The organism is Paragemmobacter ruber (assembly GCF_009908315.1).
Taxonomy (GTDB): domain Bacteria; phylum Pseudomonadota; class Alphaproteobacteria; order Rhodobacterales; family Rhodobacteraceae; genus Paragemmobacter; species Paragemmobacter ruber.
The window spans coordinates 74191-95971 of sequence record NZ_JAAATW010000004.1 but is presented as its reverse complement, the minus strand read 5'-3'; the positions used below and the strand labels follow the sequence as shown (position 1 = coordinate 95971).

The 21781-nt window shown below is 68.0% G+C and carries 23 protein-coding genes; 19 read left to right on the top strand and 4 right to left on the bottom strand.

All coding sequences use genetic code 11. The features are described from left to right. The first annotated feature begins 9 nt into the window (after window positions 1-9). From fliG to GU920_RS16405, 16 genes are all read left to right on the top strand, one after another. Window positions 10-1059 carry a flagellar motor switch protein FliG gene (gene fliG, locus GU920_RS16480; RefSeq protein WP_235933361.1) on the top strand — a complete coding sequence of 350 codons (1050 nt, stop codon included), beginning with the start codon at window positions 10-12 and terminating at the stop codon, window positions 1057-1059. A 3-nt stretch (window positions 1060-1062) separates the two neighbouring features. Continuing rightward, a complete protein-coding gene (locus GU920_RS16475; protein ID WP_161768216.1) occupies window positions 1063-1836 on the top strand; it encodes a FliH/SctL family protein in 774 nt (257 codons plus the stop codon). Next, window positions 1833-3164, top strand: coding sequence for a FliI/YscN family ATPase (locus GU920_RS16470; protein WP_161768215.1), 1332 nt, complete (start codon window positions 1833-1835; stop codon window positions 3162-3164). The genes GU920_RS16475 and GU920_RS16470 overlap by 4 nt, the downstream gene beginning before the upstream one ends. Beyond that, a complete protein-coding gene (locus GU920_RS16465) occupies window positions 3161-3568 on the top strand; it encodes a hypothetical protein (RefSeq protein ID WP_161768214.1) in 408 nt (135 codons plus the stop codon). Before GU920_RS16470 ends, GU920_RS16465 begins: the two co-directional genes overlap by 4 nt. A gap of 48 nt (window positions 3569-3616) precedes the next feature. After that, window positions 3617-5095, top strand: a complete 1479-nt coding sequence (locus tag GU920_RS16460) for a flagellar hook-length control protein FliK (RefSeq protein WP_161768213.1) — start codon at window positions 3617-3619, stop codon at window positions 5093-5095. Window positions 5096-5106: 11 nt separating this feature from the next. Continuing rightward, window positions 5107-5682: a flagellar basal body-associated FliL family protein gene (locus tag GU920_RS16455; RefSeq protein WP_161768212.1), complete on the top strand. Its 576-nt coding sequence runs from the start codon at window positions 5107-5109 to the stop codon at window positions 5680-5682. An 11-nt stretch (window positions 5683-5693) separates the two neighbouring features. Continuing rightward, window positions 5694-6662 carry a flagellar motor switch protein FliM gene (fliM, locus tag GU920_RS16450; RefSeq protein ID WP_161768211.1) on the top strand — a complete coding sequence of 323 codons (969 nt, stop codon included), beginning with the start codon at window positions 5694-5696 and terminating at the stop codon, window positions 6660-6662. 6 nt (window positions 6663-6668) lie between these two features. Then, window positions 6669-6950, top strand: coding sequence for a flagellar motor switch protein FliN (fliN, locus tag GU920_RS16445; protein ID WP_161768210.1), 282 nt, complete (start codon window positions 6669-6671; stop codon window positions 6948-6950). A gap of 335 nt (window positions 6951-7285) precedes the next feature. Next, window positions 7286-7585, top strand: coding sequence for a flagellar assembly protein FliO (locus GU920_RS16440; RefSeq protein WP_328799311.1), 300 nt, complete (start codon window positions 7286-7288; stop codon window positions 7583-7585). Further along, window positions 7582-8319 carry a flagellar type III secretion system pore protein FliP gene (fliP, locus tag GU920_RS16435; RefSeq protein ID WP_161768208.1) on the top strand — a complete coding sequence of 246 codons (738 nt, stop codon included), beginning with the start codon at window positions 7582-7584 and terminating at the stop codon, window positions 8317-8319. Before GU920_RS16440 ends, fliP begins: the two co-directional genes overlap by 4 nt. A 1-nt stretch (window position 8320) precedes the next feature. Further along, on the top strand, window positions 8321-8587 hold the full coding sequence (fliQ, locus tag GU920_RS16430) for a flagellar biosynthesis protein FliQ (RefSeq protein ID WP_161768399.1): 267 nt from the start codon (window positions 8321-8323) through the stop codon (window positions 8585-8587). After that, window positions 8587-9423, top strand: a complete 837-nt coding sequence (gene fliR, locus GU920_RS16425) for a flagellar biosynthetic protein FliR (RefSeq protein WP_161768398.1) — start codon at window positions 8587-8589, stop codon at window positions 9421-9423. The genes fliQ and fliR overlap by 1 nt, the downstream gene beginning before the upstream one ends. Beyond that, window positions 9410-10567: an EscU/YscU/HrcU family type III secretion system export apparatus switch protein gene (locus tag GU920_RS16420; RefSeq protein ID WP_161768207.1), complete on the top strand. Its 1158-nt coding sequence runs from the start codon at window positions 9410-9412 to the stop codon at window positions 10565-10567. Before fliR ends, GU920_RS16420 begins: the two co-directional genes overlap by 14 nt. Continuing rightward, complete coding sequence (locus GU920_RS16415) at window positions 10564-10788, top strand: hypothetical protein (protein ID WP_161768206.1); 225 nt, start codon at window positions 10564-10566, stop codon at window positions 10786-10788. The genes GU920_RS16420 and GU920_RS16415 overlap by 4 nt, the downstream gene beginning before the upstream one ends. Window positions 10789-10834: 46 nt before the next feature. After that, window positions 10835-11665 carry a hypothetical protein gene (locus tag GU920_RS16410; protein WP_161768205.1) on the top strand — a complete coding sequence of 277 codons (831 nt, stop codon included), beginning with the start codon at window positions 10835-10837 and terminating at the stop codon, window positions 11663-11665. A gap of 3 nt (window positions 11666-11668) precedes the next feature. Further along, the gene (locus tag GU920_RS16405) at window positions 11669-12376 is read left to right on the top strand and encodes a hypothetical protein (protein ID WP_235933360.1); all 708 of its coding nucleotides are present in this window, start codon (window positions 11669-11671) and stop codon (window positions 12374-12376) included. A 66-nt stretch (window positions 12377-12442) separates the two neighbouring features. On the opposite strand, the gene rpoN is transcribed toward GU920_RS16405, so the two are convergent. Further along, window positions 12443-13789, bottom strand: coding sequence for an RNA polymerase factor sigma-54 (gene rpoN, locus GU920_RS16400; RefSeq protein ID WP_161768204.1), 1347 nt, complete (start codon window positions 13787-13789; stop codon window positions 12443-12445). A gap of 186 nt (window positions 13790-13975) precedes the next feature. Then, the gene (locus GU920_RS16395) at window positions 13976-15463 is read right to left on the bottom strand and encodes a flagellin N-terminal helical domain-containing protein (protein WP_161768203.1); all 1488 of its coding nucleotides are present in this window, start codon (window positions 15461-15463) and stop codon (window positions 13976-13978) included. Window positions 15464-15749: 286 nt separating this feature from the next. Here GU920_RS16395 and GU920_RS16390 point away from each other — a divergent pair, with 286 nt between their 5' ends. Genes GU920_RS16390 through fliD form a run of 3 tightly spaced genes read left to right on the top strand, consistent with a single transcriptional unit; the run spans window position 15750 to window position 19427 of the window. Then, window positions 15750-16511 (top strand): motility protein A, encoded by a 762-nt coding sequence (locus GU920_RS16390; RefSeq protein ID WP_161768202.1) that lies wholly within the window; start codon window positions 15750-15752, stop codon window positions 16509-16511. Between the two features lie 13 nt (window positions 16512-16524). Then, window positions 16525-17730 carry an OmpA family protein gene (locus GU920_RS16385; RefSeq protein ID WP_161768201.1) on the top strand — a complete coding sequence of 402 codons (1206 nt, stop codon included), beginning with the start codon at window positions 16525-16527 and terminating at the stop codon, window positions 17728-17730. 50 nt (window positions 17731-17780) lie between these two features. After that, window positions 17781-19427 (top strand): flagellar filament capping protein FliD, encoded by a 1647-nt coding sequence (gene fliD, locus GU920_RS16380; protein WP_161768200.1) that lies wholly within the window; start codon window positions 17781-17783, stop codon window positions 19425-19427. Between the two features lie 72 nt (window positions 19428-19499). Here fliD and GU920_RS16375 read toward each other — a convergent pair whose 3' ends face one another. Beyond that, window positions 19500-20606 carry a sigma-54 interaction domain-containing protein gene (locus tag GU920_RS16375; RefSeq protein ID WP_161768199.1) on the bottom strand — a complete coding sequence of 369 codons (1107 nt, stop codon included), beginning with the start codon at window positions 20604-20606 and terminating at the stop codon, window positions 19500-19502. A 197-nt stretch (window positions 20607-20803) separates the two neighbouring features. Then, a complete protein-coding gene (locus tag GU920_RS16370; RefSeq protein ID WP_161768198.1) occupies window positions 20804-21769 on the bottom strand; it encodes a transglycosylase SLT domain-containing protein in 966 nt (321 codons plus the stop codon). Window positions 21770-21781 lie beyond the last annotated feature (12 nt).

Below are 21781 nucleotides of genomic sequence, written 5' to 3'. Positions count from 1 at the left end.
GAGCAGACCATGCCCGCCCCCCGCCCTGTCGCCGCCCCTGCCCCACCCATGCCGCAGCCGCTTGATCAGCTGACGCCGATCCAGCGCGCCGCGGTGCTGATGATGCTGTTTGGCGAACGCGGTGCGGCGGCCGTGCTGCGCGAGTTGACGCCGACGGAGGTGCAGCATCTGGGCGCGGCGATGTATTCGGTGGGCGATGTGGACCAGCTGACGCTGGAACATGTGGTGGAGGAATTTCTGGTCGGCCTGAACCGCGAGACGGGGCTGAACCATGGCGCGCCGGTCTATATCCGGTCGGTGATGACCGAGGCCTTGGGCGAGGACAAGGCGCAGTCGATCATCAGCCGGATCAACCCGTCTTCGGCCGAGCGGCCCATCGAGATTTTGGACTGGATGGATGCGCGTTCCATCGCCGAGCTGATCGTGGATGAACACCCGCAGATCATCGCGCTGGTGATCGCCTGTCTGGATTACGCGCTGGCGGCGGATGTTCTGACGCTGCTGCCAGAGGCAAGCCAGCCTGACATCATCCGCCGCATTGCCGACCTGTCGTCGATCCAGCCCGAGGCGCTGCGCGATCTGGAACAGGTGATGCAGCGGAAGTTCAAGGCATCGGCCACCACGCGGGCGAGCCAGATCGGCGGGGTCAAGGCGGCGGCGCGGATCATGAACTTTACCCGCACGGCGATGGAGCAACGCATCCTGCGCGAGGTGAAGAAGGAGGACCGCGATCTGATGCAGTCGATCATGGACAACATGTTTGTCTTCGACAATCTGGAGCAGTCCGACGAGCGGTCGCTGCAGACCTTGCTGCGCAGCGTGGACAACGAACAGCTTGTGCTGGCCTTGAAGGGCACGAGCGAGGGCCTGCGCGACAAGCTGTTGGGCTGCATGTCGAGCCGGGCCGCCGCCAACCTGAAGGACGAGATGGAGGCGCTTGGCCCGGTGCGCCTGACCGATGTGCAGGAGGCGCAGAAGGCCATCGTGGCCACGGCGCGGAAGCTGTCGGACGAAGGCACGATCGTGCTGGCGGGCCGCGGCGGCGAGCAGATGGTGTAAGCCATGGATGGTAGCGAAGCACGGTCCATGGGCCCGGCAGAGGTGATGGCGCTGATCCGGGCATCGGCGCAGAAGGGATTTACCGGGGCGGCGCCGCTGGCGCCGCAGGATGCCACCTTCCGCCGCGCGCGGCTGGAAGAGGTGCGGCGCATCGACCCGTCTGCGGTGATGCTGGACGACGGGACGGCAGGCGCGGAGCCGGGGATGGGGGGCGCCGTGTTGGGGGGCGAAGTGCTGGCCGCCGATGCGGTGGAGGTGACCCCTGCCCCGGTGGTGGAAGACCCCGCGCGGCGGCTGGCCGAGGCGCGGAGCGAGGGCTATGCCGCAGGCCGCGCCGACGGGATCGAGGAAGGCCGCGCCGAGGGGCGCGCCGCCGCGCTGGCCGAGGCGGAGGCGGGGCTTGTTCCGGCGCGCGATGCCTTTGTCGCGGCGCTGGCGGGGCTGACGGGCGGGGCGGATGCCGCCGGAAACATGGCCGAGGTGATCGGGCAGGCGGTGCGCAAGCTCGCCGCTGAACGCGCGGGCCAGATGATCGATGCGCTGCCCGCGGCATTCGCCGCGCGGGTGGAGGCGATGGCCGATCGGGTGGCGCAGGGCGTGCGGGCGGTGTCGGTGCGGCTGCATCCCGCCGATCTGGCCGCGATCACGCCGCATCTGGCCGGGTGCGAGGTGGCGGGTGCGGCCACGCTGATGGCCGATGACCGGCTGGCGCGCGGCGATGTGGAGGTGCGGGCCGAAGGCATCACGCTGGCCGATCTGCTGGAGGCGCGGGCATGAGCCTGATGGCGCAGCTGGGCGCCGAGGTGGCGCGGCGGGCCGCGGCGCCCGCGCCCCGGATCGAGGGGCGGGTGCTGCGCTATGACGGCCTGATCCTGGAAGCGACGGGGTTTCCCGCCAGCCCCGGCACGCTGTGCGAGATCGCCACCCAGACCGGCGATCCGGTGCAGGGCGAGGTGATCGGTTTCGCGCGCGGTCATGTGATGATGTTCCTCAACCAGCCCGGGGCGGCGATCCTTGCGGGCGCGCGGGTGCGGGTGATCGACGGCGGGCAGATGGCCGAGGTGGGCGAGGCGCTTCTGGGCCGGGTGGTGGATGCCGAGGGGCATCCGCTGGACGGGTTGCCCGCGCCGCGCTGCGATGCGGCATGGCCCTTGGCCGGGCGGCTGATGAACCCGCTGGCGCGCACGCCGGTGGACCGGCCGCTGGATGTGGGGGTGCGGATCCTCAATGCCGCGCTGACCGTGGGGCGTGGGCAGCGCGTGGGGATCATCGCCGGATCGGGCGTGGGGAAATCCGTGCTGATGGAGATGATGGCGCGCTACACCGAGGCGGATGTGATCGTGGTGGGTCTGATCGGCGAACGGGCGCGCGAGGTGGGGGCCTTCGTGCGGTCCGTGATGCAGGGGGAAGCCGCCAAGCGCATCTGCATGGTGGCGGTGCCGGCGGACCGGTCGCCCCTGCTGCGTCTGCGCGCGGCGCGGCGGGCGACGGCGATTGCCGAACATTTCCGCAGCAAGGGCAAGCAGGTGCTGCTGATCATGGACAGCCTGACGCGCGTGGCCCATGCGCAGCGCGAGATCGGGCTGGCTCTGGGTGAGCAGCCCACGGCGAAGGGCTATCCGCCATCGGTCGTGTCGCTGATCCCCGGGCTGATCGAACGGACGGGGCCGGGTTTGCCCGGCGAGGGGGCGATCACGGCGATCTATACGGTGCTGGCGGATGGCGACGACACCACGAACGACCCGGTGGTCGATACGGCGCGGGCCATCCTGGACGGGCATATCGTGCTGAGCCGCCGCCAGACGCAGATGGGCGTCTATCCGGCGGTGGATCTGCCACAATCGGCCAGCCGGGTGATGGGCGACATCACCGATGCCCAGCATCGCGCGGCGGCGCAGAAGCTGCGCCGGATGATCACGCTGTATATGGACAACCGCGACTTGATGCTGATGGGCGGCTATGTGCCGGGGCAGGACCTGCGGCTGGACGAGGCGATCCGCCTCTGGCCGCAGATCGAGGGTTTCATCCGGCAGGGCGCGCATGAGCCCGCCGATTTCGCCGCCAGCCGCGAGGCGCTGCTGGCGCTGGCCGGGGGTGAGGGATGAGCGGCAAGTCACGCACGCTGGGGCTGATGGCGCTGAAGGAGAAGGCGCGGATCGCGGGCACGCTGGCCGATCTGCGGCAGGCGGCGGCGCAGAAGGCCGAGGCCGAGCGGATGGCCCAGCGCCTGCGCGAGGCGCTGCAGCGGCAGGGGCAGTCACAGGGGGTGCGGCTGGCCAGCGAGATCGCGGCGGAACGCGCCATGGCGGCGCAGCTTCTGGCCGAGGCGGCGCGGCTGGAGGATCGGCAGGCGGCGCTGGCGGCGCGGATGGCCGAGGATCGCGCCAGGCTGGCGCAGCAGGAGCAGCGCCACCAGACGCTGACCGACAAGGCCGGATCGGTCCGGCGGACCGAGGCCGAGGAGCGGCTGGCCCTGCGCGACGGGGCGATGCCGCCGCGTCGGCGGTGAGTTGGCACCGGATTTGCAAGACAGGCCGCAGGTGGCCCTGTCCAGCCCATGGACAGTGACGCAGACCTTAAAGAGGACCCCGACGCGATGACCATGACCGATGCCATAGCGATTGTGCGCGCCCCGGCGATGCCCGAGGCGGCATCCCCTGCTGCCGGGCCGGTCGTGGCAGGATCGGCAGCGGGGGGTGCGGATGGATTTGCCCAGACACTGGCCGGAGCGATGCAGCCCGAGGCAGGCGCCGACACGGCGCCGGAGGCCGGGGCCACGGTCGTGCAGCCGGGGACGGGGGGCACGACGGGGCACACGGGTGATGCCGCCACGGCCGATGCGCCCGGCGTGACACTGGATGATCTGGGCAAGGTGGCGGCGTTGCTGCCCGGCGTTGGCGCCGGGATGGCCGCGCTGGAAGAGGCCGCCGCCCGCCTGCCCGGCATGGGCGCCGAGCTTCCCCCTGCCGAGGCAACGAGCCCCGAGGCCCCGACCCCCGCCGCGCTGCAGGCAGCGGCGGCGGCGCTGTTGCCGCCGAAGATGGCGGCAACCGGCAAGGTGGCCGAGGGCGAGGTGGCAGAGGGCGGGGCGGAAAGCCCGATCGCGGACAATGCAGAGGGCGAGGGCGATGCCAGCTTGGCGGTGGACCCGGCCCTTGTGGTGGCCATGGCGCCCGCCGCGCCCGTGCCTGCGGCGCTGGTGCCGGAAGGCGAGGGCGAGGCCGCGCTGGGGCAGGCCGTGAGCGCGGCGCTTGCGGGCGGGGCGATGCAGCCCATGATGCAGGCGCAGGTGCGACCGCCCGCCCCGGCATCGGTTCTTCCCTCAGAGGCAGGCGAGGGCGCGGCCGAGACGGCGGGCGAAGGGACCGAGGGTTCCGCCACCCCGGCAACCGGTTCTGGCGCCGTGGCCGAGGCCGCGCAGCGGCGCGAAGGGGCGGGGCTGACCCCGACACTGGCGCAGGCCGTGGACCGCGCGGCGACGCAGGCCGGTGCCGAGGCGCGGGCCGATAAGGCCGTCGAGGCGGTGGTCAATACGACGGCGGGCAGCACGTCCCCTGCCCCCGCCCAGCCGCAAGGCACCGCCCCGCCTGCCATGGCGGGCGGGATGCCCGGCTTTGCCCCCGCAGGCCCGATCCTGACCGAACGGCCGGGCTGGGAAACCGCGCTGGCGGATCGGATCAGCGCCGAGTTGTCCGGGGACGGGCAGCAGATTGATCTGGAGCTTGCGCCCGACCATCTGGGGCGGCTGAAGATCCGGCTGGACATGTCGGACGGGCAGGCGCTGGTGCGCTTTGTGACCGAGACGCCCGAAGCGGCGCGGCTGATCCAGCAGAACGAACACCGTCTCTCGGAAGCGATGTCGCGGGCGGGCCTGTCGCTGGGCGGCCAGGAAACCGCGAGCCGCGACCCGCAGGGCGACCAGCGCCCGGCGCGGGGGGATGGGCCGGTGGCCCGCTTTCTGGAACGGGGGGCCGAAGCCATGGTGGCCCCTTCTGCACGCCCGGCCCCGCGCGGGCTGGTGAACCTGATTGCCTGAGGGAATGAGAGATGAGCGTTGAAATCGTCGATCCCGCGATGCGACCCGGCAAGATGCGCCGGCTGTTCGGTCTGCTGGGCAAGCTGATCCTTGCCGCCACACTGGCGGGGGGCGGCTTTGCGGCGGGCTATGTGTATTTTGCCAATCCGTTTTCGCCGACGCAGGACATGCTGCGCCTGATCGAGCCGGAACAGGCCGCCGAGGCCGAAGCCGCGACCGATGGCGAGATGCCGGTGAAACAGGTGAAGGAGATGCCGGAGACGGATCTTTTCGTCACCTCGTATTTCACCTTTCCCGAACCCCTGACATCCAACCTGCGCGAGTCGAAGACCTTCCTGCAGGTGCAGGTGGGGGTGTCCACGCAATATGACGCGCAGGTCATCACCAATGTGGAGACCCACAAACTGGCGCTGCAATCGGACATGCTGGCCGTGATGGCGACCTTTACCGCCGAGGATCTGGCGGGAACGGCGGGGCGACAGCGTCTGGCGGATGCGCTGAAGGATGCGGTGAATGAGCGGCTGGAGAAGCTGGAGGGCTTTGGCGGGGTGGAGGACGTGTTTTTCCCGTCCTTCATGATGCAATGATGAGGGTCGGCATGGCCAACACGCCGCGCAAGCTTTCCGCCAATGAGGTGGCCGCCCTTGTGGGCGGGCTGACCGATACGACCGGGTTCGGCACATCGGCAGACGGCGCCGAGGTGCGGCCCTATGTCTTTGGTTCCAATGACATATCCATGATGGGCGATTACCACGCCCTGCGGATGATCAACGAACGCTTCTGCCGGATCGCGCGGTCGGTCTTTCTGCCCCTGCTGCGCATCCAGCCGCGGATTTCGGCCTTTCCGGCCGAGACCCGGACCTTTGACGACTATCGCAACAGCCAGGACAACTTTGTCTCGCTGACCAACACGCGGATCGAGGAGTTGCGCGGGAACCACCTGATCGTGATCCCGCCGCCCTTTATCAGCCTTTTGACGGATGCCTATTACGGCGGGTCGATCCGCTATGTTAAGAACGGGCGGAACGAGTTCACCTCGACCGAGCAGCGGGTGATCGAGATCGTCACCGACCGGCTGAACAACGCGCTGCAACTGGCCTGGCGCGATCTGATGCAGCTGTCCTTCAACGTGGTGAGCCGCGAGGAGAACATGCAATTCGCGGCCTTCGTCGATGGCGACGACATGATCGTTAACTGTTCCTTCATGGTGCAGCTGCCCGATGCCGAGCCGGCGAGTTTCGACATTCTCTATCCGTTTCAGACACTTAAACCCATCGCCAGCCAGTTGCGTTCGCGCACGCAGTCGGATTCGCTGGACGATGATGCCAGCTGGCGCGAGCGGCTGGAGCGGGCGGTGCTGTCCATCCCGCTGGAGGTGCGCACGCGGCTGTGCGAGCCCGACATCGCGCTGCGGCATCTGGCGAACCTGAAGGAGGGGGACGTGATCCCCGCCAAGGTGACGGACAAGGTGGAAGTGCTGATCGACGGGAAACCTTTCTACGAGGCCGTGCCGGGCGAGATTGCGGGCAAGTCGGCCTTGAGCATCACCAAACGCATAAGGGGTTGAGGGACGATGAACGAAGCGGTCAAGACCGGCAGCGACGGGCTGCGTCTGTTGGAGAATATCGGGGTGCGGCTGACGGTCGAGGTCGGCCGGGCCGAGCTGACGATCCGGGATTTGCTAAGGCTTTCAGAGGGTTCGGTGATCGAACTGGACCGTCTGGCGGGCGATCCGCTGGATGTGCTGGTCAACGGCACGCTGATCGCGAAGGGCGAGGTGGTGATGGTGGGCGAACGCTTCGGCATCCGCTTTGGCCAGATCGTGGACCCAGAGAAGCGGGCGGAAACGCTGTAGGCCCCGTGATCCGGGGGATGCAGCAACGGGTGCAGCAGGCCAGTGCAGCAAAGCGTCTGCACGCAGCGGGCGGCGCGGTGACGAATGGTTCACGGATCGCGCCGGCCAGGGGCGCCGTCGGACGCAGACTTTGCGACGGTTCCTGACGCAGGAACCGGGGCAGGCCGGGGCCTACCCGCCGACCGGCGGGCGTCGGAATTTGCGTCAGACTCCGATCCGGTTTTTGCGTCAAAAACCGTTTGATGCGATTTCGCACCATCGGGGCAGAAAGCGGCACGGGGTTTGCAGGGGAAGGGCCAAGATGTCGCCTTTTGCCGGAGTGCCGCCCCTTGGATGTGATCCGACCTGACCAGATCCTGACGCTTGCGCTGTTCATGGCCGTGCTTGGCCTTGGCTGGCTGGTGGTGAAGATGAACCGGGGCGGGCTGGCGCGCCGGATCGCCGGGAACCGGCGCATGGCGCTGGTGGAGGTGACGGCGCTGTCGCCCACGGACCGGGCAATGATCCTGGCGGTGGATGGGCGCGAATTCCTGATCCTGCGCTGCCGGGGCGAGGCGCCGGTGCTGACCGCCCTGCCCGACCGTGCGCCCCCCCCTGCCCCATCTGCCGAGGCCAAGCCGGAGGATGCGGCATGAAGCGGTTGATCCTTTCCGCGGCGCTGGTGCTGCTGCCCGTCGCGGCGATGGCGCAGGGCCTGCCTGCGATCACGATGACCGAAAGTGATGGCACCACGACCTATTCGCTGTCGTTCCAGATCGTCGTGCTGATGACGCTGCTGACGGTGCTGCCATCGCTGGTGCTGGGGATGACGGCCTTCACGCGGATCATCATCGTGCTATCGATCCTGCGGCAGGCCCTGGGCACGCAGCAGACGCCGCCCAACCAGGTGCTGGTGGCGCTGGCGCTGTTTCTGACCTTCTTCGTGATGCAGCCCACGATGACGCAGTTCTATGATGAGGCGCTGGCGCCCTATCTGGATGGCCAGATGCCCGCCGATCAGGCGATCGAGACGGGGACGGCGATCATCAAGGCCTTTCTGATCGAGAACACGCGGCAGAATGATCTGATGATGTTCCAGCAACTGGCGGGCGATGGCCCCTATGCCAGCCAGGACGAGGTGCCGCTGTCGGTGCTGCTGCCGGCCTTCATCACATCGGAGCTGAAGACCGCGTTCCAGATCGGGTTCCTGATCTTTCTGCCCTTTCTCGTGATCGACATGGTGGTGGCGTCGATCCTGATGGCGCTGGGGATGATGATGCTGTCGCCGATGCTGGTGTCGCTGCCGATCAAGCTGCTTCTCTTCGTGCTGGTGGATGGCTGGGCTTTGACCGTGGGATCGCTGGCGGCCACCTATGGCGTGGGGGGCTGAGATGGAGTTCGATGCGAATATCAGCCATCTGCAGCAGGCCTATTGGCACATCCTGATGGTGGCGGGGCCGGTGCTGGTGGTGGCGCTGGTCGTGGGCCTTGTCATCGGGATCGTGCAGGCGGCGACGTCGATCAACGAGCAGACGCTGTCCTTCGTGCCCAAGCTGGCGATTTCGATGCTGACCATGGCGCTGGCGTCGGGGTTCATGCTGACGGTGATGACCGACTATTTCCAGACCATATTCGAGACGATCCGGGCGATACGGTGATGGGCGGGGACGGCACCTTTCCCCTGCCCGGCATGGGGCTGACGGCCATCGTGGACTGGCTGACGGTCTATCTGTTTGCCATGCTGCGGATCGGGGCCTTCCTTCTGGCGGCACCTTTCTTTGGCGGGCGTTTCGTGCCCTTGCCGGTGCGGATCGTGGCCAGCGTGGTGCTGGCGCTGCCGGTGATGGCGGGGGGCGTGGCCTTGCCCGCCCCGGCCGATCTGGCGGGGTTGCAGGCGCTGCCGATGATCCTGGGGGAATTGGCGGTGGGGCTGGTGGCGGGGCTGGTGCTGACCATCCTGTTCGGCGCGGCGTCGCTGGCGGGGGACCGGATCGCGGCGACGGCTGGCCTTGGCTTTGCGGCGCAATACGATGCCTCGGCCGGGGGGCAGACGCCGGTGGTGGCGCAGCTGTTCGGGCTGTTCCTGACCATGGTCTTCTTTGCCGTGGACGGGCATCTGGCGGTGATCCGCATCGTTCTGGAAAGCTATGTCGCGCTGCCGCCGGGATCGGAGATTGATCTGGCCCGGCTGGTGCAGGCGGGGCTGACGGCGGGCGGGCGGATGTTCGCGCTGGGCATGGCGATGATGTTGCCGGTGGTGGCGGTGCTGTTGCTGTTGAACCTTGCGGTCGGGGTGCTGACCCGGTCGGCGCCGACGCTGAACATCTTTTCCTTCGGCTTTCCGATGACGATGACGGTGACGCTGGTGCTTTTGTACCTGACCACGCCCGGCATGGCGACGGCGATGGAAGAGGTAGTGTTCGAAGGCGTGGGGCTGCTGGGCGAGTTGCTGCTGGCCCCCGTGGGCGCGGGAGGTGGCGATGGCCGCGGATGATGACGGCGCCGAAAAGTCACAGGAACCGACGCAGAAGCGCAAGGATGACGCGCGCGAGGAAGGCACGGTCCTGACATCGAAGGAGGCGCTGGTCTTTGCGGGCTTTGCCGTGGGGACGGGGTTGACGGCGATGGCGCCGGCCGTGCTGCCGCAGATGGTGCCGGAATGGGGGGCCTATTTCCGGCTGGCGCCCGTGGCCGAGCTGGACAGCGTGATGACCGCGCGGATCGGGGCGGCGTTCTGGCAGGTGCTGTGGATTTCGGTTCTGGTGGCGGTGCCTATGATGCTGGCCACGATCGCGGCGCAGGTGGTGCTGGGCGGGTTGCACTGGTCGCCCAAGGCGATGGGGTTCAAGGGCAACCGGATCGACCCGATGGCCGGGTTCAAGCGGATGTTTTCCAGCATGGCGCTGATGGAACTGGGCAAGGCGCTGGCCAAGGTGGTGGTGCTGGGCGCCGTGTCCTGGGGCATGATGGAGGGCGCGCTGCCCGCGCTGGAGCGGCTGTGGCAGCAGACGCCGGGGGCCGCTGCCGCCGTGATGGGCGAGGCCACGCTGCGGCTGATGGCGGGGCTGGCGCTGGGGCTGGCGGCGATTGCGGTGCTGGATGTGGGCTTGCAGATTTTCCAGTTGCGCAAGCAGCTGATGATGACGCTGCAGCAGGTGAAGGAAGAGAACAAGGAACAGAACGGCTCGCCCGAGGTGAAGGGCCGTCTGCGCCAGTTGCAGATGGAAGCAAGCCGGAACGGGGCGAAGCGGCGCAAGGCGCTGGACGATGTGCCGCGCGCCACGGCCATCGTGACGAACCCCACCCATTTCGCGGTGGCCCTGCGCTATGTGCCGGGCGAGACGCGGGCGCCGGTGATCCTGGCCATGGGCAAGGGGCCGATGGCGCTGGAGATCATCGCGCGCGGACGCAAGGTGGGGCTGGCGCCGGTGCAGATCCCGCTGCTGGCGCGGGCGCTGTATTTCACGGGCGATATCGGCGCGGAGATCAACGAACAGCTTTACGCCGCCGTGGCGGCGGTGCTGGCGCATGTCTATCGGCTGGACCGGGGCGAGGGGTCGGCGACACCCGAGGTCGATCTGCCGCCCGAACTGCGGTTCAGCGAATTCGGTCAAAGTGAAGCAAGGGGTGACGCATGACAAAACGCACGCAGAAAAGTTCGGGCGAGGTGATCTCGACCATCGTTTTCGCCGGGGGCGGATTGGTCCTGATGGGGGGCGCGATGGACCCCGAGGCCGAGCCGGCCCGCCGCGCGATGCTGGCGCTGGGGGCGCTGGGCGGGTTTGCGGCGGCGGGGCGGTTCGTGATCGCCGCGCTGTGGGATGCATGGCGGACCGGGTGGCGGAAGGAATGGCGCTGATGGCACGGGTCTTGCTGTGAAGGGACGAAATCGCAAGGAGAAGGCCATGCCGACGGAGGCCGACAAGACGCCGCTGGACGCGACCGATGCGGTCGCGGGCGATGAGGGCGCGACCCAGAACGCCGCAACCGGGGATGCCGTGGATCAGGAGATCCGGCGGGCGCTGGATGCGGCACAGGCCGCCAATGAGGCGGCGCAGGACATGGCCGATCTGTCGGCGTCGCACCGCGCCTTTGCGCAGGCGGTGATGGCCGGGCAGAAGCGCAACACCCTGCTGGCGGCCGGAGCGGCGGGCGGGGCGGCGGTGGCGCTGGTGCTGGCGGGGCTGGTCTATTTCCGGTCGGTCGAGGATCTGCGGATCGCGGCGGCCGTGCAGACGGATGCGGCCAAGCTGCTGGTCGAGGAGGTGAAGCAGATCGACGGGATCGGCGACACGGTGGAGGCGCAGCAGGCGTTGATGAAGGAGGATCTTCTGGCCACGCTGGAGCTGGTGAAGGACGAGGTGCGCCGCGCCGCCATGGCCGCGGTGACGCCCGAACCTGAACCGGAAGCCGGCGCGATGGAGGCGCAGATGGCCAATGCGATCCGCGCGGGCGTGAAGGAGGATCTGGACCTGCTGCGCGACGAGATCCTGATGGCGCTGGCCGAGGTCGATCTGGGCGCGACGGAGAACCCGGAAATGGTGGAACTGCTGGCAGGCGTGCGCGCGCTGGTCGCGGCGCGGGAGGCGGCAGGGGAAGCGGCGGGGGAAGCGGCGGCAAAGCCGCAGGACCGGCCCGCAGCGCGCCCGGCATCGGCCCCGGCGGCTCCGGCGGCGCCGCGTCCGTCACGGATCACGCCGCCGCCCGCGGAACCCAACCCCTTTACCTATCCCTGAGCCATGCAGACGCCCGACCCTGCCACGGAGCCCGCCGTCACCGCCCTGCGCCTGCGGGCGGATGGGATGGAGCCTGCCGCGCGGCGGCTGGGCCTGAAGGCGGGCGATCAGCTGGAGGCGATCAACGGTCTGCCCTTTCGCGGGGACGAGGCGGCGCTGCGCGCGCAACTGGGCGCGCGGGGGGGTAAGGCTTTGGCGTTGCAGTTCCGGCGCGGGGCGGAGACGTTCCTTGTGCTGGTGGATGCGGCGCGGCTGGGGCGGTGGGAGGCGGTGCCCTGCCCCCTGCCCGAGGGCGCCACGCCCGAGCGGGTGGATCCCGCAGGGTTGCAGAATTTCGAGGTGATGCGGTCTGCGGCGGGTGTCTATGACCTCTATCCCGTGGCGGCCCCGACGCTGGCCGTGGTCGCACCGCCCCTGTGGCTGTTGCAGATGCGGCTCTGGGCGCCGGGGGCCACGCTGGTGGCCGCGCTTGCGGCGGCGGCGGTGGTGCATCCCCTGCTGGGGATCGGTGTCTGGGCGGCGGCGGGCGTCTGGGTGCGCCAGTCGGCGGCGGCCTTCCTGCGGGCGGACCGGATGATGCGGGGCCTGGCCTTCGAGGGCGCGATTGCCGCGAAGGGCGAGGCGGCCGCCCATGCCGCCCATCTGCGCCTGCATCCGCAGGACCGCTATCTGTTCGCCCCGCCCACGGCGCAGGCGGCGCAGGCCGCCTGATCGCGGGATTGCAAAAGGGCCCGTCGATGACGGGCCCTGTCGCGGCGGTTCGGGTTGTGAGCGACCCTACATGCGGGAGACGATGGCGCGGCGGCGGCGATCCACCGACGAGGGGATGCGCAGCTGTTCGCGGTATTTCGCGACGGTGCGGCGGGCAAGCTGAACACCGTCCTCCTGCCCGATGATGCGGGCGATGTGATCGTCGGAGAGCGGTTCTTCGGGGTTTTCGGCGGCGATCATCTTCTGGATGCGGTGGCGGACGGCAGAGGCAGAGCCGGCTTCGCCCGCCTCTTCGCGATTGGCGAGCGCGGCGCTGAAAAAGGTTTTCAGCGGGAAGGTGCCCTGCGGCGTGGCGATCAGGATGCCCGAACAGACGCGGCTGACGGTGCTTTCATGCACGCCGATGGCTTCGGCCACCTCGCGCAGGACCATGGGGCGCATCCGGGCGGGGCCGTGTTCCAGAAAGTCGATCTGGCGGCGCACCACCTCGGCCCCGACCTTCAGCGTGGTCTGGTTGCGGTGTTCGACGGCGCGCGACAGCCAGCGCGCGACCGACAGGCGCTCGGCGACATAGGCGTTGGCGGTGACCTCGCGCCGCGACATGCGGCGGGCCTCATCGCTGCGCACGACGACGGTGGGCAGAGTGGAGCGGTTGAGATCGACGCGCCAGCCGCCTTCGCCGCGCGTGACGATCAGATCGGGCGCGCGCTGGGGGATGGGGGTGGCGTCGAAGGTGGCGCCCGGTTTGGGGTTGAAGCTGCGCAGGTGGCGCAGCATCGCCTTGAGGTCATCCATGCCCACATCGCAGGCGCGGCAGAGGCCGCGCAGATCGGCCTGCGCCAGCATCGGCAGGTTGTCGAGCAGGGTGGAGAAGGCGGGCGTGAGCAGGCCGCGATCGGCGGCCTGAAGCGCCAGACATTCGGCAAGGTTGCGCGCGAAAAGGCCCGCAGGTTCCACCCGCTGCAGTTTAACGAGCAACTGTTCGGCTTCTGCTTCGGTGATGAAGAGCCGGTCAGCGATGGCAGCCAGCGGCTGGCCCAGCCAGCCCGACGGTTCCAGCGCATCGAGGAAGGCCTCGGCCATCATCGCCTCGGCGGGCGAGAGGGGGAGGCGGGCGATCTCGGCCGCCGCATGGGCATAGAGCGAGGGGCCGGGATCGGCGGCCAGCTGGCCGATGCGATCCCAGTCGTCGCCGCCCGAGCGCAGCTGCGAGGGAAGGGTGAGGTCGCGGCTGCTGCGCGGTTGCGCGGCGCGGGTGCCCACCTCGAGGAAGGGGTTCTCCTCGGCCTGGGATTCGATGAAGGATTGCAGGTCGGTATTGCCCATCTGCAGAAGCTGGATCGCCTGCTGAAGCTGGGCCGTCACGACGACCGACTGGCGTTGTCCGATGGACTGGGCGGTGAAAAGCTGCATGAGTTTGGTCTCCTTGCAGCAAGTTTGGCGCAACCTGCGCGTGTCGCGCAAAACATCCGTTTGACACCGTGAAATCGGGCAAAGCTGGGGCAAGATGCGGGTTATTGACCCTGTAAGCCATTGATAAAAAAGGGATGCCCCCGGTTCGGATGGACCGGGGGCATCCTTTCGTCTGTCAGGAAACCGTCAGCCGCGGAGCAGACTCAGGACGTTCTGCTTGGACGAGTTCGCCTGCGCGAGCATCGCGGTGGCGGCCTGCGACAGGATCTGGCCGCGGGCGAGGTTCGTCGATTCCTTGGCGAAGTCGGCATCCACGACCTGCGACTTGGCGGTCTGGACCGAGACCGAGATGTTGGTCAGGTTCGAGATCGTCGAGTCGAGGCGGTTGGACTGGGCACCGAGGTTACCGCGCGCCTGGCTGATCTTCTGCAGGGCGACGTCGATCACGCCGATGGCCTTGGCCGAGGATTCGGCGGTGGACAGGTCGATGTCGGCGACCGAGTTCAGTTCAGCGTTGAACGAGGTCTGCGACGTGGTGTCGAAGAAGCCGCCCGCCACTTCCTGCGCGTTGATCGCGAAGGCCTGGGTCGAGGAGAAGTTCACCTGACCGGTGATGTTGGCATCGTCTGCCGCGTTGGTCAGCGTCAGCGTGGCCGGGGTTGCCAGAGATTCACCATCAGCATCCAGCGCTTCGACTTCCAGCGTTGCGGCGGTCGTCGGCGTTTCGGTCGATTCGTAGTTGCTGATCTCGATGTTGCCGCCGGTCGCGTCGGTCAGGATGATTTCGGAGTTGTTTTCGCCCATCGTGGCGGTCACGCCGGTGGACGAGGTCTTGCTGTTGATGGCGTCGCGCAGCGACCGCAGGTCGAGATCGCCGTTGGCATCTTCCGAGATGGCAACGTTGTCACCGATGGAGACGCCGTTGATGTCCATGGTCACCCGGCCCGCTTCGGCACCGGTGGAGAAGGAGATCTTGGCCTTGGTGGTGGCGGTTGCCGACACGCCCGTCTGGGCCGACACGGCGTTGACTTCGGAGGCCAGTTCCTTGGCCGAACGTGCCGCGACGCCCGGAACCGTCGCGTTGCCGGCATAGCCCGAGATCACGAGGCTTTGCGAGGCGACGCCGCCGGTGGCAGCGATCGACGCGGTCGAGGCGCTGTCGAAGGAGCCGATCTTGGTGGCGGCGGTCGAGTCGATCGAGATCGACAGGGTCTGGCCCGCATCGGCACCGATCTGGAACTGCTTGCCCTGGAACGAGCCGTCCATGACCTTCATGCCGTTGAAGGTGGTGTTCTCGGCCACGCGGTTGATTTCCGCGATCAGCTGGCGCGCTTCGGCCGTGATGTTGCCGCGGTCAGAGCCGGTGTTGGTATCGTTGGCCGACTGCACGGCCAGTTCGCGGACACGCTGCAGCATGTTCGAGACTTCGACATGCGCGCTTTCCGTGGTGTCCAGCAGGTTCTTGCCGTCAGCCGCGTTGCGGATGGCCTGATTGATGCCCATCACCTGCGAGGTCATCTTTTCGGCAATCGCCATACCGGCCGCGTCGTCCTTGGCGGCGTTGATGCGCAGGCCCGAGGACAGGCGGGTCATGGCCGTATTGAAATCGTCGTTCACTTTCGTCATGTTCGCCTGCGCGGCGATGGCACCGATATTGGTATTGATCGTCGTCATGGTCTCAGCCTCCTGAAGAATTTCATCGCGCCGAACTCTGCGCTCGGGAATGACAACGGTCTGATCCACGGATGTTTAGCGGGGTGGCGCAAAATCCTGCAAAACATGGGGGCGCCGCCTTTACCCCCGTGCACCTGCGACATGTGCCTCTGCGCCATGCGCGCGAGACGCGCGGGGGCCCGTGCGGGCGCGCGTAGGGAAACCTCATGATAAATTCGTGAGGGGGTATCATCCGCGAAAATGCTGCCGTTCTAGGGGCCAGACCCAAATCCCCGGGAGTGGCAGAATGGATATCGCAACCCTTGTCGGGCTGGTCGGCGCGATCGTTATGATCGTCGGCTCGATGATTTACGCGGGCGGTGTTGCGCCTTTTGTTGATTATGCCTCCGTCATCATCGTGTTTGGCGGGACGTTCTTCATCGTGATGATGAAGATGCCGATGGGCGTGTTTCTGGGCCACTTCAAGGCGATGGGTAAGGCGTTCAAACCCACGACCTTTGACATGCCTGCCGTGGTGGAGCGGACGGTGGAGCTGGCCGCGCTGGCGCGCAAGGACGGGATGATGGCGCTGGAGGGCCAGCAGGTGCCGGACCGGTTCTTCGAGCGCGGGTTGCAGATGCTGATCGACGGGGCGGATGAGGCGAAGCTGGTCAAGGCGATGAAGCAGGAGATCAAGGCGATGAAGGCCCGCCATGAGGGTTTCCACAGCGCCCTGAAGGCCTGGATCGACTATGGCCCGGCGATGGGGATGGTGGGAACGCTGATCGGGCTGGTGCTGATGCTGGGCAACATGTCGGACCCCAAATCCATCGGTCCGGCCATGGCGGTGGCGCTGCTGACCACGCTTTACGGTGCGCTGATCGCCAACGTGATCTTTGGCCCGGTGCTTTCCAAACTGGAGGGTTACACCGCCGACGAGGTGACCTATCGCGAGATGGTCATCGAGGGGCTGCGCGCCATTGCCCGCGGGGAAAGCCCGCGCATGGTGCAGGATCAGATGGTCACCGTGCTGCCCCCGCGCGAGCAGGCGCGGCTGATGGCGGCCTGAGCGGGGTTGCGCCATGGCGGCATCGGCAAAGATCACCATGTTGCGGCCCCCGCCGCCGCCCGTCATCGAAGAGGAGGATGACGGCGACGCGCCGCGCTGTCCGCCTGTCGGCGCGCCTGCGTGGCTGGCAACATTTGCTGATATCGCGACCAACCTGATGGCGTTCTTCGTGCTGATCCTTGGCTTTGCGAAGTTCGACGAGGTGAGCTTCAAGAAGATGGCCGGGTCGATGCGCGAAACCTTTGGCACCGAGATGGTGGCCCCGATCCTGGAGAACCATGAGGGCGGGACGGTGCTGGAGTTGGATTTCAAGCCGCAGGGATTGCCCCCCGATGCCGAGCAGGGAGAGGAACCGCCGACCGGGGATGAAGGCCGCGCCCCAAATCGCGATGGCCCCGATCCGGGGCAATCGCCCGAGGATATCGAACGGCAGGAGGCGGCGGAAGCGGCGGCCGAGGCGTTGATGGAGGCGCTGGCCTCGGGCCAGTTGCAGGTGGAACAGGGCGACCAGAGCGTGACGGTGCGGCTGCCGGAAGGCGCGGGCCAGCCCAGCGCCGAGCAGGTGGCCGAGGCGCTGGCCTCGCTGACAGGGGATACGCCGGAACCGACCGGCACCGCGCCGGGCAGCTTGCCGGATCAGCAGGTGGCGGTGCCGGACCAGCCCGCCGAGGCGGGCAGCGGCGAGGCGGCGCCGGGATCGGGTGGCGCGGGCGGCCCGTCGGCCGGGCGCGCCACGAGCCCCGGCTTTGCCGAGGCCAAGCTGAGCGTGGCGCTGCGCGAGCAGAGCGCGCAGGGGTTGGTCGAGGTGGAGCGGCGCGATGGCAGCGTCTTTGTGACCGTGGGCGCGGGCGGGGCCTTTGCATCGGGTTCGGCCGATCTGACGGCGGAGGCGCAAGAGATCCTGGACCAGATTTCCACCAATGCGCTGGGGCCGGACGCGAAGATCACCGTGACGGGGCATACCGACAACGTGCCCCTGTCGGGATCCCCCTATGAGGACAATTTCGGGCTGGGTGCCGCGCGGGCATCATCGGTGGTGCGGGAACTGGTGGAAAGCGGGCGGGTTGATCCGTCGCAGGTGGTGGCGGTGAGCAGGGGTGAGACGGCGCCGGTCGCCGACAACATGACAGAGGAAGGCCGCGCCAAGAATCGCCGGATCGAGATCGAGATTGATTATGGCGGCGATCAAGGTGGCGCGAATTCTGCAGGGATGCCCTAAACCCGGGGCGGCCCTGTGCCGTTATGGGTGGTGAAGCATAGGGCCGCAGCATGACCGTGGACATCCTTTCAAAGCTGAACACCAACGGCTCGGGGTTGAATATCCGCGAGTTGACCACGTCGCTCGTGGCGGCCGAGATCGACCCGTTGAAGGCGCGGCAGACCACGCGGTCCGAGACGGCGCAGCTGTCGATTTCGGCGCTGGGGCAGGTGCGGGCGCAGTTCACGGCGCTGAATGCGGCGGTGACGACGCTGCGCGAAAACCCGGTGCTGGCGGCGCGGTCGGGCAATGCGGGCGTGGGGGTGAAGATCACCGATCCGTCGAAAGTGTCCACAGCCACCACGTCGATCGAGGTGGAGCAGATCGCGAAGCGGCAGGTGCTGGAGTTTGGCGGCTTCACCTCGGCCGATGCGTTGGTGGGGGCGGGGTCGCTGCAGATCGAGATGGGGGTCTGGTTCGAGGATGCCAATGGCGATCCGGCCTTCGCGCTGAACCCCGAGAGCACGGTGAACACGCTGAACATTCCTGCCGGGGCCACGCTGTCGATGCTGGCCGAGACGCTGGATGTGCTGCCCGGCCTGTCGGCGCGGGTGGTGGACAAGGGGGATGGCACCTTTTCGCTGGGGGTGGTGAGCGAGACAGGCGCGGGCCAGGCGCTGCGCTTTACCGTGGCCGAGACAACGCCGGGACTGGCCGTCTTTGACACCACGCTGACGAACGAGACGCGGCAGATCCAGGCGGCACAGGATGCGGTGCTGCTGGTGGACGGGATCGCCGTGTCGCGACCCGGAAACGTGATGACGGATGTGATCCCGGGGGTGGAGCTGGACATCACCGCGCCCGAAGGCACAACGACGGCGATCAGCTTTACCCGCGACATCGAAACCGCGCGGCTGAACATGCAGGCGCTGGTGGAGCAGTTGAACGGCACGCGCAAGCTGTTGTCGGACCTGTCGGCGCGGGGCGTGGGGGATGCCGATGCCGGCGCGCTGGCCGGGGATCGGCTGGTGGAAAAGCTGAAGGCCGATCTGGGCAGCCTGCTGACGGCGCCGATCAGCGGCTATGGCGGGGCGGCGGTGCGGCTGGCCGATTTCGGGGTGGCGACCAATCGGGACGGCTCGCTCCGGCTGGACAATCGCCGGTTCGAGGCGGCCTTTGCCGCCGATCCGGGGGCGTTCGACAAGGTTTTCTCGGACCGCTTTTCTTCCTCCACCGACGGGGTGGAGGTGACGGGTGTCCTGGGATCGACGGCCAAGGGGGGCAATCTGGCCTTTGTCCGCGATCCGGCGACGGGGACGGCCACGCTGAATGGCGAACAGATGCTGGGCCTGTCGCAGCCGGATGGGCGGACGCAGTATTTCCTGTTCCGGGGGGAGTATTCGGGGCTGATCGTGACGGTGCCGGATGATCTGACATCGACCGAGGTGCGCTATGGCAAGAGCTTCCTGTCGTCGCTGGAGACGATGCTGGATGCGGCCCTGTCGAGCGGGGCGAACAGCCTGACCGAGCGGGAAGATCAGCTGAACGAGCGGGTGCTGGCGGCGACGGATGAGATCACGGCACTGGATGCGCGGGCGGTGCTGCTGGAGCGGCGCTATCTGCAGCGGTTCACGGCGATGGAGACGGCGATCGCGTCGCTCAAGAGCACGGGGAATTACCTGACGAACCTTGTGGCGCAGTGGAACAAGGACAGCTGACGCAGGCGGTTCAGGATGGGGCGAAAGGGGGGTCCCGGGGGGGCCGTTGCCCCCCCCGGCCGGTGCCAGTGATCAGGCAACGAGGCCGCGGCGGATGCCGAACTTCTTCATCTTTTCGATCAGCGTGGTACGGCGCAGGCGCAGCGCGTCGGCGGCCTGGGCGACATTGCCCTGACGGGTGTCAAGCGCGGCTTCGATCAGCGCCACCTCGATATCGCGGATGTAGCCGCGCAGGTCGATATCGCCCAGCTTGCCCAGCGCATCGTGGAACTGGGTCGGGTCGGGCAGGCCGCCCTTGGCGGTGGGGGCGGGCGGTTCGGGTAGCACCACCTCGGCGCTGTCGGCGCAGGGCATTTCCATGCCGAGAAGGTTGTCACGCACATGCCGGGCGGTGACCATGCGGCCCGGCAGCATGACGAAGGCGCGCATCAGGACATTCTTCAATTCGCGCACATTGCCCGGCCAGGGATGGGCGGACAGGGCGCGCAGGGCGCCAAGGTCGAAATGCGGCACTTCGGCGCTGGGGTTGGCGGCGGTGTAGTCTTCGATCAGGCGGCCAAGGATCAGCGGGATGTCGGCGCTGCGTTCGGCAAGGCTGGGCACGGTGAGCGGGAAGACCGAGATGCGATAGAAGAGATCGGCGCGGAAGGTGCCAGCCTCGACCGCGGCGGCAAGGTCGCGATGCGTGGCGGTGACGAGGCGGAAATCCACCGTCTGTTCGGCGGTGCCGCCGAGGCGCTGGATGCGGCGGGTTTCCAGAACGCGCAGGAGTTTGGCCTGCAGCGCCAGCGGCATGTCGCCGATCTCGTCCAGAAACAGCGTGCCGCCGGCGGCCTGTTCGATGCGGCCCGGGCGGGCGCGTTCGGCGCCGGTGAAGGCGCCTTTCTCATGGCCGAAGAGTTCGCTTTCCAGCAGATCGGCGGGGATCGCGGCGCAGTTCACGGCCACGAGCGCGCCAAGCCGGCCCGACGCGCGGTGGAGCGCCTCGGCCACCAGTTCCTTGCCGGCCCCGGTGGGACCCCGCACGAGGACGGCGGCATCGGAGGGGGCGACAGCACTGATCATGCGCTTGAGGGTGCGCATCGGGGCGGTCTCTCCGACGATGATACGGTCGATCGTGGCTACCGGAACGAAGACGGATTTGGTGGCAAGGTCACGGTCGATCCAATGAGTCGTCATAAGGAACCTCCAACGGCAATTAACGCTCACATGATAGCCAGAGCGGCGGGTTAGCAATCATTTCACGGTCGGTCGGGCCTTGGTGAAACGGATGGCGGACGGTCTTTGGTGCGGGGGGATGCCATACTTTCGGATGGGGGGTTTCTTGTTCATTTACAATCGGTTGCCACACCCCGGATCATGCCCGGATCCTGCCGTCACGGGGCATCGCTGAGGATGGCGCGCATGGCTTCGACCTCGCTCCAGCGGTGGCGCAGGCGGGGGGGCAGGTTTTCCGGCAGGGCGAGGCTGGTTGTGGCGGCGGCGATCACCATGGGCAGGTCGGGCGGCGGTTTGCGGGCGGCTGTCGCGCCGGTCCCCCTGCCATCCGGGCGGGCGGGCGGCGGGCGGTCTGCGGCGGCGATGAGGGCGGGAGCTTCACCCGCAGAGGCCGAAACCGATGGATCATCGGAAGGCGTTTCCCCGGTGAAGCCGTCAGCGGGCGGGGCCGCGGCGATGGCGAAGAGCGGTGATCCGGCATGGGCGAGGATGCCGTCCAGCTGCGTGGGGATGGCGGTGAGAAGGACGGCCCCCTCCCCTGCCCCGGCCAGAGCGCCATCGGGCATCCCGTCGGGTGCATCGCCGGGCAGCGGGGGATGGGCGCGGAAGCTGTCGCGGGCGGCGAGCACCTTTTGCAGGTAGCGCTGCCCACGGTCGGGCGTGGTGGAATGGTAGGCGGCGGCGGCCACGTCCCAGGAACCCAGACGGTTGTAAAGCTCTACCATGAAGCGCGCGGCGTAGCGGGTGTTGCGGGCGGGGTCGATCATGTCTTCGGGGCTGGCAAAGCCTGCGGAATGCCATTTCCAGTTCAGCTGCATGCAGCCCACGTCGATATTGGTGACCCCCTCGGCCACGGCCTGTTTCAGATAGGCGAGCGCCTCTTCGCGCGTATCGAAATACATCCCCTTGCCGCCCTGATTGAGCGTCCAGGGCCAGGGCGCGATGCCGCCCCTGCCCGTGCCGCGCCCGGATTCCACCAGCGCGATGGCGGGAAGGAGGCCTTCGGGAAGCCCGGCCTCTGCCCCCGCCTGCGCGGCAAGGCGGGCGCAATCCTGGGCCGCGGCAAGGCCGGGAACCAGCAGCGCGAGGGACAGGACGAGGGACAGGAGGGGCGCGCGGATCATGCGGGGCATGGT